The 13,773-nt window shown below is 71.4% G+C and carries 14 protein-coding genes and 1 tRNA gene; 12 read left to right on the plus strand and 3 right to left on the minus strand.

Annotated features, from left to right (window positions below; all coding sequences use genetic code 11):
- Positions 1-100: 100 nt before the first annotated feature.
- Together AC3ANR_RS12655 and AC3ANR_RS12660 are read left to right on the plus strand one after the other, a co-directional pair.
- Positions 101-733, plus strand: a complete 633-nt coding sequence (locus AC3ANR_RS12655) for an FMN-dependent NADH-azoreductase (protein WP_488288465.1) — start codon at positions 101-103, stop codon at positions 731-733.
- A 164-nt stretch (positions 734-897) separates the two neighbouring features.
- Positions 898-1,620, plus strand: a complete 723-nt coding sequence (locus tag AC3ANR_RS12660; protein ID WP_488288466.1) for a sulfite exporter TauE/SafE family protein — start codon at positions 898-900, stop codon at positions 1,618-1,620.
- A 79-nt stretch (positions 1,621-1,699) separates the two neighbouring features.
- Here the strand turns inward: AC3ANR_RS12660 and AC3ANR_RS12665 are convergent, their stop codons facing one another.
- Positions 1,700-2,725 (minus strand): sulfate ABC transporter substrate-binding protein, encoded by a 1,026-nt coding sequence (locus tag AC3ANR_RS12665; protein ID WP_488288467.1) that lies wholly within the window; start codon positions 2,723-2,725, stop codon positions 1,700-1,702.
- Between the two features lie 110 nt (positions 2,726-2,835).
- On the opposite strand from AC3ANR_RS12665, the gene AC3ANR_RS12670 reads away from it, so the two are divergent.
- Both AC3ANR_RS12670 and AC3ANR_RS12675 read left to right on the plus strand, forming a co-directional pair.
- On the plus strand, positions 2,836-3,108 hold the full coding sequence (locus AC3ANR_RS12670) for an oxidative damage protection protein (protein WP_488288468.1): 273 nt from the start codon (positions 2,836-2,838) through the stop codon (positions 3,106-3,108).
- Positions 3,109-3,121: 13 nt separating this feature from the next.
- Positions 3,122-4,912 carry an FAD-dependent oxidoreductase gene (locus tag AC3ANR_RS12675; RefSeq protein WP_488288469.1) on the plus strand — a complete coding sequence of 597 codons (1,791 nt, stop codon included), beginning with the start codon at positions 3,122-3,124 and terminating at the stop codon, positions 4,910-4,912.
- On the opposite strand, the gene AC3ANR_RS12680 is transcribed toward AC3ANR_RS12675, so the two are convergent.
- Entirely contained in the window at positions 4,909-5,643 is a 735-nt protein-coding gene (locus AC3ANR_RS12680) for a response regulator (RefSeq protein ID WP_488288470.1), read from the minus strand. The genes AC3ANR_RS12675 and AC3ANR_RS12680 overlap by 4 nt on opposite strands.
- Positions 5,644-5,817: 174 nt before the next feature.
- Between AC3ANR_RS12680 and AC3ANR_RS12685 the strand changes: the two genes are divergently transcribed.
- The 8 genes from AC3ANR_RS12685 (at position 5,818) to AC3ANR_RS12720 (ending at position 12,837) form a co-directional block, all read left to right on the plus strand.
- Positions 5,818-7,629, plus strand: coding sequence for a nitrite/sulfite reductase (locus tag AC3ANR_RS12685; RefSeq protein ID WP_488288471.1), 1,812 nt, complete (start codon positions 5,818-5,820; stop codon positions 7,627-7,629).
- Positions 7,626-8,015: a DUF934 domain-containing protein gene (locus AC3ANR_RS12690; protein ID WP_488288472.1), complete on the plus strand. Its 390-nt coding sequence runs from the start codon at positions 7,626-7,628 to the stop codon at positions 8,013-8,015. Before AC3ANR_RS12685 ends, AC3ANR_RS12690 begins: the two co-directional genes overlap by 4 nt.
- Positions 8,015-8,740 (plus strand): phosphoadenylyl-sulfate reductase, encoded by a 726-nt coding sequence (locus tag AC3ANR_RS12695; protein ID WP_488288473.1) that lies wholly within the window; start codon positions 8,015-8,017, stop codon positions 8,738-8,740. Before AC3ANR_RS12690 ends, AC3ANR_RS12695 begins: the two co-directional genes overlap by 1 nt.
- Entirely contained in the window at positions 8,737-9,669 is a 933-nt protein-coding gene (gene cysD, locus AC3ANR_RS12700; RefSeq protein ID WP_488288474.1) for a sulfate adenylyltransferase subunit CysD, read from the plus strand. The genes AC3ANR_RS12695 and cysD overlap by 4 nt, the downstream gene beginning before the upstream one ends.
- Before the next feature lie 164 nt (positions 9,670-9,833).
- On the plus strand, positions 9,834-11,129 hold the full coding sequence (locus tag AC3ANR_RS12705) for a sulfate adenylyltransferase subunit 1 (protein WP_488288475.1): 1,296 nt from the start codon (positions 9,834-9,836) through the stop codon (positions 11,127-11,129).
- Positions 11,130-11,241: 112 nt separating this feature from the next.
- Complete coding sequence (gene fdxA, locus AC3ANR_RS12710; protein WP_488288476.1) at positions 11,242-11,565, plus strand: ferredoxin FdxA; 324 nt, start codon at positions 11,242-11,244, stop codon at positions 11,563-11,565.
- Between the two features lie 15 nt (positions 11,566-11,580).
- Positions 11,581-12,684, plus strand: a complete 1,104-nt coding sequence (locus AC3ANR_RS12715; RefSeq protein ID WP_488288477.1) for an NAD(P)/FAD-dependent oxidoreductase — start codon at positions 11,581-11,583, stop codon at positions 12,682-12,684.
- Positions 12,685-12,761: 77 nt separating this feature from the next.
- A tRNA-Asn gene (locus AC3ANR_RS12720) sits at positions 12,762-12,837 on the plus strand.
- Positions 12,838-13,144: 307 nt separating this feature from the next.
- Here AC3ANR_RS12720 and AC3ANR_RS12725 read toward each other — a convergent pair.
- Entirely contained in the window at positions 13,145-13,744 is a 600-nt protein-coding gene (locus tag AC3ANR_RS12725) for an NADPH-dependent FMN reductase (RefSeq protein ID WP_488288478.1), read from the minus strand.
- Between the last annotated feature and the right edge of the window lie 29 nt (positions 13,745-13,773).

Here is a 13,773-nt window from a genome sequence, read left to right on the forward strand (position 1 = left end):
CAATCTATCGCGATATTGCCGGCTTATCAAAGCATTGGGTCCGTCCGAGAATTCATTCCAACGGCACAACGCTGCCGACCTCGACAGGAGAACCGGACCCATGAAACTGCTTCACATCGATTCCAGCCCGCTGGCCGCCAACTCGGTCTCGCGCCAGCTGACCCGCCGCATCGTCGACCAGTGGACCGCCGCCAACCCCGGCACGGTGGTCGAGCACCTCGACCTGGCCACCGACGCGCCGGCCCACCTGGACCTCGATTCGCTGGGCTTCCGGCTCGGCCCCGACGCCGCCGAGCTGACGCCGGCCCAGCAGCGCGAGAACCGGCTGTCCGAGCAGCTGGTGAGCCAGTTCCTGGCCGCCGACGTGGTCGTGCTGGGCGCGCCCATGTTCAACTTCAGCGTGCCCAGCCAGCTCAAGGCCTGGATCGACCGCATCGCGCAGGCCGGCCGCACCTTCCGCTACACCGCCGAAGGGCCGCAGGGCCTGGCCGGCGGCAAGACGGTGATCGTGGCCTCGACGCGCGGCGGCATGTATCCCGACGGCGCGGCCGCGGAGCACCAGGAGAGCTACCTGCGCACGGTGTTCAACTTCCTGGGCGTGACGGACGTGCGGATCGTGCGCGCCGAAGGCCTGGCCATGGGCGACGAGGTCCGTGCGAAGGCGATCGCCGCGGCGAACGACGCGATCCTGGCGCACACGGCGCCGGAGGCGCCGCAGCAACTCGCCGCCTGACACCGACCCGCCTCGCGACACGGCCGCCTTCGGGCGGCCTTTTTCGCAGTGGCCACGGGTTAGCCCACGCGGTGGAGCTGCGCACCCCTGCTGATGCGAGACAGGCCGCCTTCGGGCGGCCTGCCTCATTCGCGCTGCCGCGCTTGCTACAGTGCGGCCGATCCATGGACTTCCTCGCGGTGTTCGCCGTCGCGCTGGTCGCGGGCACGGTGGGCGGCGTGGTCGGCACCGGCTCCTCGATCATCCTGATGCCGGTGCTCGTGCTGACGCACGGGCCGCTGGCGGCCGTGCCGATCATGGCGATCGCGGCGTTCATGGGCAACCTGGGGCGCGTGATCGCCTGGCGGCGCGAGCTCGACTGGCGCGCCGCCGGGGGCTACTGCCTCACGGCCGCCCCCTGCGCCGCCCTCGGCGTGCGCACGCTGCTGTCGGTCCCGCCGGGAGTCATCGAGTCGGCGCTGGGCCTGTTCTTCCTCGCCATGGTGCCGGCGCGCCGCTGGCTCGTGCACCGGCACATCCGGCTGTCGGCCACGCACCTGCTGCTGCTGGGCGCGCCGATGGGATTCCTCACCGGCATCGTCGTGTCGACGGGGCCGCTCACGATCCCGCTGTTCACCGCCGCCGGCCTGGAGCGCGGCGCCCTGCTGGGCACCGAGTCGCTCGGCTCCCTCGCCGTCTACGCGACCAAGATCGCCACGTTCCGCGGCTTCGACGCCCTGCCCTGGTCCGTCGCGCTGGATGGCCTGCTGGCCGGTTCGGCATTGATGGCGGGCTCCTTCATCGGCCGGCTCGTCGTGCTGCGGCTCGCGCCCTCGGCGTTCCGCCTGCTGATCGACGGCCTGATGGTGCTGTCGGGGCTCACGTTGCTGTGGGCCGCGTGGCGCTGAGGCGGGTTGAGGCGCCAGGCTTGCGCGGTCTTGCGCAGCACCGCGCTGGCGCGGTCGGAATCGGTCTGCATGACGGCCTTCACTTGCGCGAGAAGATCTGGTCGAAGCTGCCGCCGTCGGCAAAGTGCGCCTTGTCCGCCGCCGCCCAGCCGCCGAAGCCCTGGTCGATGGTGAACAGGTCCAGCTTCGCGAACTGGCCGGCGTACTTCGCCTGCGCCCTGGCCGAGACGGCGGGGCGGTAGAAATGGCGGCCGATGATGTCCTGCCCTTCCTCGCTGTACAGGTGCTGCAGGTACGCCTGCGCGACGGCGCGCGTGCCCTTGCGGTCCACGTTGCGGTCGACCACGGCGACGGCGGGTTCGGCCAGGATCGACAGCGACGGCGCGACCACGTCGAACCTGGCGCCGAACTCCTTCTCGAGCAGGAAGGCCTCGTTCTCCCACGCGACCAGCACGTCGCCCTGCCCGCGCTGGGCGAACGTGATGGTGCTGCCCCTGGCCCCCGCGTCGAGCACGTTGACGTTGCCGTACAGCCGGGCGACGAACTCCCTGGCCTTGGCATCGCCGCCGAACTTGCGGCGGGCGTACTCCCAGGCCGCCAGGTAGTTCCAGCGCGCGCCGCCCGAGGTCTTGGGATTGGGCGTGATCACGCCGATGCCGGGCCTGGCCAGGTCGTCCCAGTCGCGGATGCCGCGCGGGTTGCCCTGGCGGACCACCAGCACGATGGTGGACGTGTAGGGCGACGCGTTGTGCGGCAGGCGCTTCTGCCAGCCCTCGCGGACCCAGCCGCCGTTCCTCACCAGCGCGTCGGTGTCGCCGGCCAGTCCGAGCGTGGCGACGTCCGCCTCCAGGCCATCGATGATCGAGCGCGCCTGCTTGCCTGAGCCACCGTGCGACTGCCTGACCGCGACGTCCTGCCCGGTCCTGCGCTTCCAGTGCGCCGCGAACGCCTCGTTGAACTCGGTGTACAGCTCGCGCGTGGGGTCGTACGACACGTTCAGCAGCGTCACCGGCGGCTGCGCCGATAGTGCGGCCCGCGACGTGGACAGCGCGCCTGCCAGCGCGGCGGCAAGGGGAATCTTGATAAAGTCGCGGCGATGGGCCATGGAGTGCAGCTTCCGTGAAGTGGGAGCAGCGGATTCTTCGGGCCCGGCGCGCAAACTGGAACGATCGAGTTTTCAGTTGTTTATCCGCATAAGCTAATCAGGAGCCCCTCGTGGCCCGCACCGTCCATTGCATCAAGCTCGGCCGCGAAGCCGAAGGCCTCGATTTCCCGCCCTACCCGGGCGAACTCGGCAAGCGCCTGTACGACAACGTGAGCAAGGAAGCCTGGGCCGCCTGGCTCAAGCACCAGACCATGCTGGTCAACGAGAACCGCCTCAACCTGGCGGACCAGCGCGCCCGCGAATACCTCAAGCGCCAGATGGAGAACCACTTCTTCGGCAGCGGCGCGGACGTGGCGCAGGGCTACGTTCCCCCCAGCGCCTGAGCGCGCAGCCGGCGTGGCCCAACCGGTCGAGCGGCCGCCCGAGGGCACGCCGCGCAGCCCGCGAGCCGGTGACGCCGACCACGGCACGCGCGACGCACTCGCGCCGGCCGGCCCCCTGTTCCTGCAAGGATGCGGACTGCCCGCCGCCTGGGCCGGCGCGCGCGAGTGGCGCATCCTCCAGACCGGCTTCGGCCCCGGGCTGAACTTCCTCGCCACTTGGCGCGCGTGGCGCGACGATCCGCGGCGCCCCGGCCTGCTGCATTTCGTCGCGACCGAAGCGTCCCCCGTTCCGGCGCAGGACCTGCTGCGGGGCGCGCCGGACGACCCGGCATTGCTCGAGATCGCGCGTGAACTGGCTGCGGCCTGGTGGGGCCTCGTGCCGGGCGTGCACCGGCTGGCGTTCGAGGGCGGCCGCGTGCTGCTCACGCTCTGCGTGGGCGATGCCCGGCCGATGCTCCTGGAGCAGGCGTTCGCCGCCGACAGCGTGTTCCTGGACGGCGCGGATCCCGGCGGCGATCCCAACCTGTGGGAGCTGCCCGCCCTCAAGGCCGTCGCACGCCTGTGCCGGCGCGGCACCCGCATCGCGGCCGCTGCGGTGGCGGAATCGGTGCAGCGCGACCTGCGCCAGTGCGGCTTCCAGGTCGAGACGGTGTCCACGCTCCCCGGGCAGGAGCACCTGCGCGGCGTGTTCGAGCCGGCGTGGGACGCGCACGGCCCGTTCGCCGACCAGCGGCGCGCACCCGGCGAGGCACTCGTCGTCGGCGCGGGACTGGCCGGCGCCTCGGTGGCGGCTTCGCTCGCGCGCCGCGGCTGGCGGGTGCAGGTGCTGGATGCGGCCGCCGCGCCCGCCAGCGGCGCCTCGGCGTTGCCGGCCGGGCTGTTGGCGCCGCATGCCTCGCCCGACGACAACCTGCTCTCGCGCCTGTCGCGCGCCGGCGTGCGCATGACCCTGCGGGAGGCAGTCGCGCGGCTGCGCCGCGGCACCGACTGGGCGCCCACCGGCGTGTTCCAGCGGCGCGGCGCGCAGGAGCGCCAGGCGGCCGATCTCGGCGAGCCGGGCCGGCCGTGGCAGGACGCGCGCGAGGGCGGCCTGTGGCACCAGGCGGGCGCCTGGATCAAGCCCGCGGCGCTGGTGCACGCCTGGCTTGGCGAACCCGGCGTGCAGTGGCGCGGGCACGCGCGCGTCGCGTCGCTGGCGCCGGCGCAGGGCCGCTGGCGCGCGCTCGATGCCGACGGCGCCTGCCTCGGCGAGGCCGACCTGGTCGTGGTGGCGGCCGCGCTCGAGAGCGCCCCGCTGCTGGGCGGCCGCGTGACACTGCATCCGGTACGCGGCCAGGTCAGCTGGGACTGGGTCCCGCCCGGCGCGGCCGCGATGCCAGCGACGCCCGTCAACGGCAACGGGCACTTCCTGCCTTCGGTTCCGCTCGACGCCGGCACGGCCTGGCTCAGTGGCTCGACCTACGTGCGCGGCGACCGGTCCACCAAGCCGCGCGCGCAGGAGCAGCAGGCCAACCTCGAGCGGCTGCGGCTGCTGGTGCCCGAGGTGGCGCCGCAACTCGCGCCGCGCTTCGAGGCGGGGCAGGTGCAGGCGTGGTGCGGCGTGCGCTGCGCGTCGTCGGACCGCCGGCCGCTGCTGGGTGAAGTGGAACCGGGGCTGTGGGTGAGCACCGCGATGGGCTCGCGCGGGCTGACCTTCGCGCACCTGTGCGCCGAGCTGCTCGCAGCCCGGCTGCACGGCGAGCCGCTGCCGCTGCCCCTGCGCCAGGCCCAGGCGCTGGACGTGCAGCGCCAGCTGGCCGGCTAGACGCGCGCCAGCAAGGCGTGCAGCTGCGCGGGATCGGGCGGCGTGCCCGGCAGGGCGCGCGCGCCGGCCAGCCAGGCGCGCAGGCGATCGCCCGCCGACGCACTGGCGTTGGTCACGATCAGGTGCGCGATGCGCGGACTGGCCGCGCCCAGCTGGCGCGCCAGGCGCCAGCCGTCGGCCCGCGGCAGGCCCAGGTCGACCAGCGCCAGTTCGTAGTGGTGGTGGCGCGCCAGCTCCAGGGCGTCGGGCAGGGTTTCGGCCTCGTCGGCCTGCGTGAGATCGGCCAGTGCCAGCCGCGCGCGCAGGTACAGCCGGTGGTCGCGGTCGGCGCTGGCGATCAGCGCGCGGCGCAGCGGCGCCTTGTCGGATGCGGGCGCGGCACTCGCGAAGTCGAGGTCGATGTCGAAGTCCAGTTCGACGGGCGGCCGGAACAGCTCGTCCATCGCCGCGACGACGTTCGCCCACTGCACCGGCCGCTCGAATCCGCGCCAGGCCTGGGACGGCTTGCCGGGGCCGATCCAGATCATCCGCAGGCCCGCGTTGCTCGGCGACTCCATCTCGAGCACGGCTTCGTAGGACTGGCTGTCGATGAGGGCCAGGTCGGGCCCCGGGCCGCCCTGCCACAGCAGGTAGCGGATCTCGCGCTCCTCGGACAGGCGCAGCAGCGTGTGGAGGGCGTGCCGCTCCACGTCGGAAAAGCCGATCGCCCAGACCGAAACCGTCGTGCCCATCCCGCCCCTCGACCCCTCATGGTTGGGCCATCCCCCGGCCCTTCGCGCTTTTCCGGCGTGGCCGGCGATTTGCCCGCCGGTCCGCGCCAGTGCTCGCGCATAAGCTTATCCGCATAACGCGAGAACGAAAAAGTCGTTGGGATCCCCGTGGGCCGCTCGTAGAGTCGCGGGCCCATGTACCAGTACACCGAGTTCGACAGGGCCTTCGTGCGCGCCCGTGCGGCCCAGTACCGCGACCAGCTCGAGCGCAACCTCGCCGGCCAGCTGGGCGATGACGAGTTCCGGCCGCTGCGCCTGCAGAACGGCTGGTACATCCAGCGCTACGCCCCGATGCTGCGCATCGCCGTGCCCTACGGCGAGATCTCCGGCACGCAGCTGCGCGTGCTGGCCAGGATCGCGCGCGAGTACGACCAGCCCGACACTGCCTTGCTGCGCGAGGCGCAGGACCGGCAACTGGCGCTGGGCGAAGTGCCGGTGCCCGGCGGCACGCCGGTGGTGACGCGGCTGAAGACGGGCTACGGCCACTTCACCACCCGCACCAACGTGCAGTTCAACTGGATCCCGCTGGCCAGGAGCGCGGACGTCATGGACCTGCTGGCCAGCGTGAACATGCACGGCATCCAGACCAGCGGCAACTGCATCCGCAACATCACCAGCGACGAGCTGGCCGGCATCGCGCCGGACGAGATCGCGGACCCGCGGCCGTTCTGCGAGATCCTGCGCCAGTGGAGCACGCTGCACCCCGAGTTCGCGTTCCTGCCGCGCAAGTTCAAGATCGCGGTCAACGGCGCCGCCGAGGACCGCGCGGCCACCGGCTGGTACGACATCGGCCTGCAACTGCTGCGCGACGCCGCGGGCGAGCTGGGCTTTCGGGTGCAGGTGGGCGGCGGCATGGGCCGCACGCCGATCATCGGCAGCGTGGTGCGCGAGTTCCTGCCCTGGAACCAGCTGCTCAATTACGTGGAAGCCTGCATCCGGGTCTACAACCAGTACGGCCGGCGCGACAACCTGTGGAAGGCGCGCATCAAGATCCTGGTCAAGGCCGAAGGCCAGCGTTACATCGACCAGGTCGAGGACGAGTTCCGCCGCATCGTCGCCGCCGGCGCCCCGCACACGATCACGCAGGCCGAGTACGACCGCGTCGCCGCCTGCTTCGCGGTGCCCGACGTGCACCCGTCGCGCAAGGACGCCCGCCTGCACGAGATCGTGCGCGCCGACGCCGAGGCCGATCCGGCCTACGACCGCTGGCTCGAGCGCAACGTGCACGAGCACCGCCTGCCGCAGCTGCGCGCCGTGACGCTGTCGTTCAAGCGCCTGGGCCAGGCGCCCGGCGATGCCGACGCGGGCCAGCTGGAAGGCGCGGCCGACCTGGCCGAGCGTTTCTCGGCCGGCGAGGCGCGCGTCACCCACGAGCAGAACCTGCTGCTGCCCTGGGTGCACCAGGACGACCTGCCCGAGCTGTGGGCCGCGGCCCGCAAGCTGGGCCTGGCGCGCTCCAACATCGGCCTGCTGACCGACATGATCGCCTGCCCCGGCGGCGACTTCTGCTCGCTGGCCAATGCGCGCTCGATCCCGATCGCCGAAGCCATCACGCAGCGCTACCAGGACATGGACGAGCTGTACGACATCGGCGAGATCGACCTGAACATCTCCGGCTGCATCAACAGCTGCGGCCACCACCACGCGGGCCACATCGGCATCCTCGGCGTCGACAAGGATGGCAAGGAGTGGTACCAGGTCACGCTGGGCGGCGCGGACGGCTCGCACCTGTCCGGTCCCGCCACGCCGGGCAAGGTGGTCGGCCCCTCGTTCTCGGCCGCCGAAGTGCCCGAGGTGGTCGAGGCCGTGCTGGACGCCTACCGCCGCCAGCGCGTGAGCGTCGCGGGCCGCCCCGAGACCTTCATCGCCACCCTGCGCCGCGTGGGCATCGAGCCGTTCAAGGCCGCCGCCAACGCCGCGCGCTTCACCGAGCGGGAGGCCGCATGACCGTGCGCACGCTGACCATCCTGACGGCGCAGCAGTACGCCGGGCTGGGCACCCAGCCGGACGTGCTGCGCCTGGGCAACGACACCGACGCCGAGAGCGTGGCCTTCGAGGGCTCGCAGGTCATCGAGCTGGAGTTCCCGAAGTTCACCGACGGCCGCGCGTACAGCCAGGCCTTCGCGCTGCGCCGCCGCGGCTTCGCCGGCGAGCTGCGGGCCGTGGGCGCGGTGCTGGTCGACCAGCTGGTCCACATGCAGCGCACCGGCTTCACCACCGCGGTGCTGCGCGAGGACCAGGACATCGCCCACGCCCAGCGCCAGTTCGACCGCTTCGCGGCCTTCTACCAGGGCGACGTGCAGGCGCAGCCGCATTTCCGGAGGGCCGCCTGATGCGCGCCGTCGAACTGCATGCCCGTGCGTCCGCGGACCATGACCGCAAGCTGGCCGAGACGCAGCAGCTGCTGATCCGGGCGGCCGCCGAATGCTCGCCGCTGGTGCAGGCCAACAGCCTGGGCGCCGAGGACATGGTGATCACGCACCTGGTCAACGGCCTGGAGCTGGACATCCCGGTCATCGTGCTGGACACCGGGCTGCTGCACGCCGAGACGCTGGAGCTGCTGCGGCGGCTGCAGGCCGCCTCGCGCGCGCCGGTGCGGGTGGTGCAGCCGGTGCGCGAGTCGGTGGTGCAGTTCGTCAAGCGCGAGGGCAAGGAGCCGATGTACCGCAGCGTCGAGCTGCGCAAGGCGTGCTGCCACATCCGCAAGGTCGAGCCGCTGCAGCGCGCCCTGGCGGGCCAGCGGGCCTGGATCACCGGCCTGCGCCGCGAGCAGTCGGCCGCGCGCGCGGAGGTGCCGCTGGTCGACCGGTCGGAGGCGCGCACCAAGTTCAACCCGCTGGCCGAGTGGACCTGGGGCGACGTGTGGCACTACATCGCGCACAACGGCGTGGACTACCACCCGCTGCACGACCGGTTCTATCCCAGCATCGGCTGCGCGCCGTGCACGCGCGCGGTCAGCCTGGGCGAGGATTTCCGCGCCGGCCGCTGGTGGTGGGAGCAGGAAGGCGCCAGGGAATGCGGGCTGCACGTGAAGCCCAACGAAGGAGTGCCGGCATGAACGCCCCGCTCGAGCCGCGGCTGCTCGCGCAGCTGTCCAACCGCCACCTCGACGCGCTGGAGGAGGAGGCAATCTTTGTCCTGCGCGAGGTCGCCGGCGCCTTCGAGCGCCCCGCCCTGCTGTTCTCGGGCGGCAAGGATTCGCTGGTGCTGCTCAAGTGCGCCGAGAAGGCGTTCGGCGTGGGCCGCATCCCCTATCCGCTGCTGATGATCGACACCGGCCACAACTTTCCCGAGGTGACGGCGTTCCGCGACCAGCGGGCGCGCGAGCTGGGCGCCGAGCTGATCGTGCGGTCGGTCGAGGACTCGATGCGCCGCGGCACCGTGCGCCTGGCGCACCCGGGCGAGTCGCGCAACGTGCACCAGTCGGTGACGCTGCTGGAGGCGGTCGAGGAACTGCGCTTCGACGCGCTGATCGGCGGGGCTCGCCGCGACGAGGAGAAGGCGCGCGCCAAGGAGCGCATGTTCTCGCACCGCGACGGCTTCGGCCAGTGGCAGCCCAAGGCGCAGCGGCCCGAGCTGTGGACGCTGTTCAACACGCGGCTGCAGGCCGGCGAGCACTTCCGGGTGTTCCCGATCTCCAACTGGACCGAGCTGGACGTGTGGCAGTACATCGAGCGCGAGGCGATCGCCCTGCCCTCGCTGTACTACGCGCACCGCCGGCAGGTGGTCGAGCGCAAGGGCCTGCTGGTGCCGGTGACCGACCTCACCCCGCCGCGCGAGGGCGAGTCGCCGGTCACGCGCACGGTGCGCTTTCGCACCGTGGGCGACATCACCTGCACGTGCCCCGTCGTCAGCACGGCGGCCGACGCCGGCCAGGTGGTGGCCGAGACGGTGGCGGCGCAGGTCAGCGAGCGCGGCGCCACGCGCATGGACGACAAGACCTCCGAGGCCTCGATGGAAAAGCGCAAGAAGGACGGGTATTTCTGATGGACGCGGTGACGACGCCGGATGCGGGACTGGATCCCGGCCTTCGCCGGGATGACGCTGTGGGGAACGAGCACCAGGTTCACGGCTTTCGCCGGGACGACGGTGTGGTGGCCGATCGACGGCTTCACGGTCGTCGCTGGGATGACAACGTGGTGGATGGCGCGGTGAACGTGGCTCCCCTGCCCCAGGCAGAGGACGAGGCCGCGCGCAGCGCCGCCGCCCTGCGCTTCATCACCTGCGGCTCGGTGGACGACGGCAAGAGCACGCTGATCGGGCGCCTGCTGGTGGACAGCCAGGCCGTGCTGCAGGACCAGCTGGCGGGTGTGCAGCGCGCCGGCGCGGTGGACCTGGCGCTGCTGACCGACGGCCTGACCGCCGAGCGCGAACAGGGCATCACCATCGACGTGGCCTACCGCTACTTCGCCACGCCCGCGCGCAAGTTCGTGATCGGCGATGCGCCCGGCCACGAGCAGTACACCCGCAACATGGTGACGGCCGCGTCCAGTGCCGACGCCGCCGTGGTCCTGGTCGACGCCACCAAGCTGCGCTGGGCCGAAGCCGGCCTGGACCTGCTGCCGCAGACGCGCCGCCATGCCCTGCTGGTGCACCTGCTGCGCGTGCCGTCGATCGTGTTCGCGATCAACAAGCTCGACGCCGTGGCCGACCCGGCCGCCGCCTACCGCCACATCGCCGGCGCGCTGGCCGCGTTCTGTGCCGCCGCCGGCATCGAGGCCCGCGCGGTGGTGCCGCTGTCGGCCTTGAAGGGGCTGAACGTCGTCGAGCCGTCGATCGGCTGGGCCGGCTACGTGGGCCCGTCGCTGCTGCAACTGCTGGAGACGTTGCCGGTCACGGCCGCGGAATCGGCCGAGCCCTTCTCGTTTCCCGTGCAGTGGGTGGAGAAGTTCGCCGCCTCCGCCGACACCTCGCAGGGCCGCCGCGTGTTCTGGGGCCGCGTGGCCACGGGCCACGTGCAGCCGGGCGACACCGTGCGCGTGATGCCGTCGGGCCAGGGCGCGGTGGTGGCCCAGGTGCTGGACGGCGTGCGCCGCTCGCGCCCGGTCGGCGCCGGCCACAGCGCGGGCCTGGTGCTCGATCGCGAGGTGGATGTCTCCCGCGGCGACTGGCTGATCGCGGCCGGGGCCCCGGAGCCGGTGCGCGAAGTGACCGGCACCCTGGCCTGGCTGGACGACGAGCCGCTGGTGGCCGGCCGGGTCTACTGGGCCCTGCACGGGCACCGCTGGGTGAAGGCGCGCGTGCAGCGCCTCGTGCACCAGCGCGACATCCACACGCTGGCCGAGCTGCCCGCCTCCGAGCTGGCGCCCAACGCGATCGGCGTGGTGCAGCTGGCGCTGCAGGAGCCGCTGGCCACGCGGCCCTTCGCACGCGCCCGCGTGCCGGGGTCGCTGGTGCTGGTGGACACCGCCACCCACCGCACGTCGGGAGCCCTGCTGGTGCATTGACCTGCGTCAACGGTCGGCTGGCCCGGCCGTGCGCACCCATCCCATCCCGGCCGTGCGGGTGTGCCCCGCTGGGTAAAATTCGGGTTTCCCCCCAAGCACCGGTCCCCACCCCATGACCCACGTCGTCACCGAACAATGTATCCGCTGCAAGTACACCGACTGTGTGGACGTCTGCCCCGTGGACTGCTTCCGGGAAGGGCCGAACATGCTGGTGATCGACCCCGATGAGTGCATCGACTGCGCGGTGTGCATCCCGGAATGCCCGGTCAATGCCATCTACGCCGAGGAAGACGTCCCGGCCGACCAGGTCGGCTTCACCAAGCTGAATGCCGAACTGGCCCCGGGCTGGAAGAGCATCACCAAGCGCAAGCCGGCGCTGCCCGATGCCGAGGAATGGAAGGAAAAGCCGGGCAAGCTCGGCGAGCTGGTCCGCTGACCCCAAGAAGAATTCATGGAACCGCGACTCAACCAAGAAGTGATCAAGACCGCTGCCGCGCACGACGGCCCGATCGAGACCGATGCCGTCATCGTGGGCGCCGGCCCGGTGGGGTTGTTCCAGGTGTTCGAGCTGGGCCTGCTGGAGATCAAGGCCCACGTCATCGACTCGCTCGCCTACCCCGGCGGCCAGCCGATCGAGCTGTACCCGGACAAGCCGATCTACGACATCCCGGCCATCCCGGTGTGCACGGGCAAGGAACTGACCGACGCGCTGCTGCGGCAGATCGAGCCGTTCGGCGCCACCTTCCACCTGGGCCAGACGGTCACCGTGGTCGAGCGCCAGGACGACGGCCGCTTCTTCGTCGAGACGTCCAAGGGCACGCAGTTCCTGACCAAGACCATCTTCATCGCCGCGGGCGTGGGCGCCTTCGAGCCGCGCGCGCTGAAGGTCGACGGCCTGGACAAGTTCACCGGCACGCAGCTGCACTACCGGGTGAAGAACCCGGCCGACTTTGCCGGCAAGAACCTGGTGATCGTGGGCGGCGGCGACTCGGCGCTGGACTGGACGCTGAACTTCGCGGCCGAGGGCCCGAACAAGGCCGAGAGCGTGATCCTCGTGCACCGGCGCGACGGCTTCAAGGCCGCGCCCGCGTCGGTGGCGAAGATGAAGGAGCTGTGCGAGCAGTACGAGATGCAGTTCATCGTCGGCCAGGTCACGGGCTATGACGAGAAGGACGGCAAGCTCACCGGCGCCAAGGTCACCGGCGCCGACGGCGTGACCCGCGTGGTGCCGCTGGACATGCTGCTGGTCTTCTTCGGCCTTTCGCCCAAGCTCGGCCCGATCGCCGACTGGGGCCTGGACATCGAGCGCAAGCAGCTCGTGGTGGACACCGAGAAGTTCTCCACCAGCGTGCCCGGCATCTTTGCCGTGGGCGACATCAACACCTACCCCGGCAAGAAGAAGCTGATCCTCTCGGGCTTCCACGAATGCGCGCTGGCCGCCTTCGGCGCCGCGCCGATCATCTTCCCCGAGAAGGGCAAGATCCACCTGCAGTACACCACCACCTCGCCCAAGCTGCACAAGGTGCTGGGCGTCGAGACGCCGGTGTTCGACTGACGGGCAAACTTTTTTGCGGCGCCCACCGTCGAGGTCGCGGAAGCGCTTCAAAAAGACCCTATAATCGAAGGCTCTGTTCCCCGATAGCTCAGTCGGTAGAGCGCCGGACTGTTAATCCGTAGGTCCCTGGTTCGAGCCCAGGTCGGGGAGCCAAAATCCAGCAAGGCCCCGCACGCAAGTGCGGGGCCTTCGCCTTTCTGACCCAGTCGTTTCAGGACGAGCGACCGGCCTCCGGCGAATTCAAAACGCCCCGAAGCCCAGCGTGGCCCACACGATCGCGGCCAGGATCGCCACCCCACAGAACAGCCAGCCGGCCGCTCGAAGCGCGCGCCTGGCGCGCCAATGACGAAGAGCCGGTCCGTATGCGGAATCATGCATGGCCGTACTTGGCCACAGTCGCGCTGACCCGGCACTGACGAGGCATCGGTGCGCAGGCGCCGCCGACAGCCGGCACGCGCCATCAAGCCCGCAGTGCCCCGCCCAGCTTCAGCAGCGATGCCACCACGCCCTCCACTGCCTGCCGCGCCTTCTCGTCCTTCAGCGCCCCGGCGTCGTCGAACGCGTGGTCGGCCACGCCCAGCGCGTGCTGGCGCGGGCTGACGACCATCGCGAAGGCCATCTGCAGGTACTGGCGCAGGAAGTTCATCGAGCGCAGGCCGCCCAGCGGACCGGGCGACGCCGACAGCAGGCCGGCCGCCTTGCCGGCCGTGGCCTTCAGGCCCGCGGGGCGCTGGCCGCTGGCCGGCGCGCGCGACATCCAGTCAAAGGCATTGATCACCAGCGGCGTCGGAAAGCCGTTGTATTCCGGCGTGACGACCAGCACCGCGTCGGCCGCCACGATGGCGTCGATCAGGTCGCCGACGCGCTCGGGCACGCCCTGGCTCGCCTCGAGATCGCCGTCGTAGACCGGCAGCGCGAGTTCGCGCAGGTCGAGCAGGCGCACCGACGCGCCCTGGGCCTCGGCGATGCGGCACGCCGCGCGCGCCAGGGTGAGGTTCAACGATCCGGTGCGCACGCTGCCCGGGATCACGAGCAGGGACAGGGATTGGTTCTGGTTCATGCCTTCGATCTTGCCGCCGTTCGCCGGCC

This window comes from Ramlibacter sp. JJN2-2R (assembly GCF_057747835.1).

What these genes read in the sequence shown, in the direction of transcription:
- AC3ANR_RS12655 (WP_488288465.1), top strand. Translation starts at nt 101, where the DNA reads ATGAAACTGCTTCACATCGATTCCAGCCCGCTGGCCGCCAACTCGGTC.
- AC3ANR_RS12660 (WP_488288466.1), top strand. Translation starts at nt 898, where the DNA reads ATGGACTTCCTCGCGGTGTTCGCCGTCGCGCTGGTCGCGGGCACGGTG.
- AC3ANR_RS12665 (WP_488288467.1), bottom strand. Translation starts at nt 2,725, where the DNA reads ATGGCCCATCGCCGCGACTTTATCAAGATTCCCCTTGCCGCCGCGCTG.
- AC3ANR_RS12680 (WP_488288470.1), bottom strand. Translation starts at nt 5,643, where the DNA reads ATGGGCACGACGGTTTCGGTCTGGGCGATCGGCTTTTCCGACGTGGAG.
- AC3ANR_RS12685 (WP_488288471.1), top strand. Translation starts at nt 5,818, where the DNA reads ATGTACCAGTACACCGAGTTCGACAGGGCCTTCGTGCGCGCCCGTGCG.
- AC3ANR_RS12690 (WP_488288472.1), top strand. Translation starts at nt 7,626, where the DNA reads ATGACCGTGCGCACGCTGACCATCCTGACGGCGCAGCAGTACGCCGGG.
- AC3ANR_RS12695 (WP_488288473.1), top strand. Translation starts at nt 8,015, where the DNA reads ATGCGCGCCGTCGAACTGCATGCCCGTGCGTCCGCGGACCATGACCGC.
- cysD (WP_488288474.1), top strand. Translation starts at nt 8,737, where the DNA reads ATGAACGCCCCGCTCGAGCCGCGGCTGCTCGCGCAGCTGTCCAACCGC.
- fdxA (WP_488288476.1), top strand. Translation starts at nt 11,242, where the DNA reads ATGACCCACGTCGTCACCGAACAATGTATCCGCTGCAAGTACACCGAC.
- AC3ANR_RS12715 (WP_488288477.1), top strand. Translation starts at nt 11,581, where the DNA reads ATGGAACCGCGACTCAACCAAGAAGTGATCAAGACCGCTGCCGCGCAC.
- AC3ANR_RS12725 (WP_488288478.1), bottom strand. Translation starts at nt 13,744, where the DNA reads ATGAACCAGAACCAATCCCTGTCCCTGCTCGTGATCCCGGGCAGCGTG.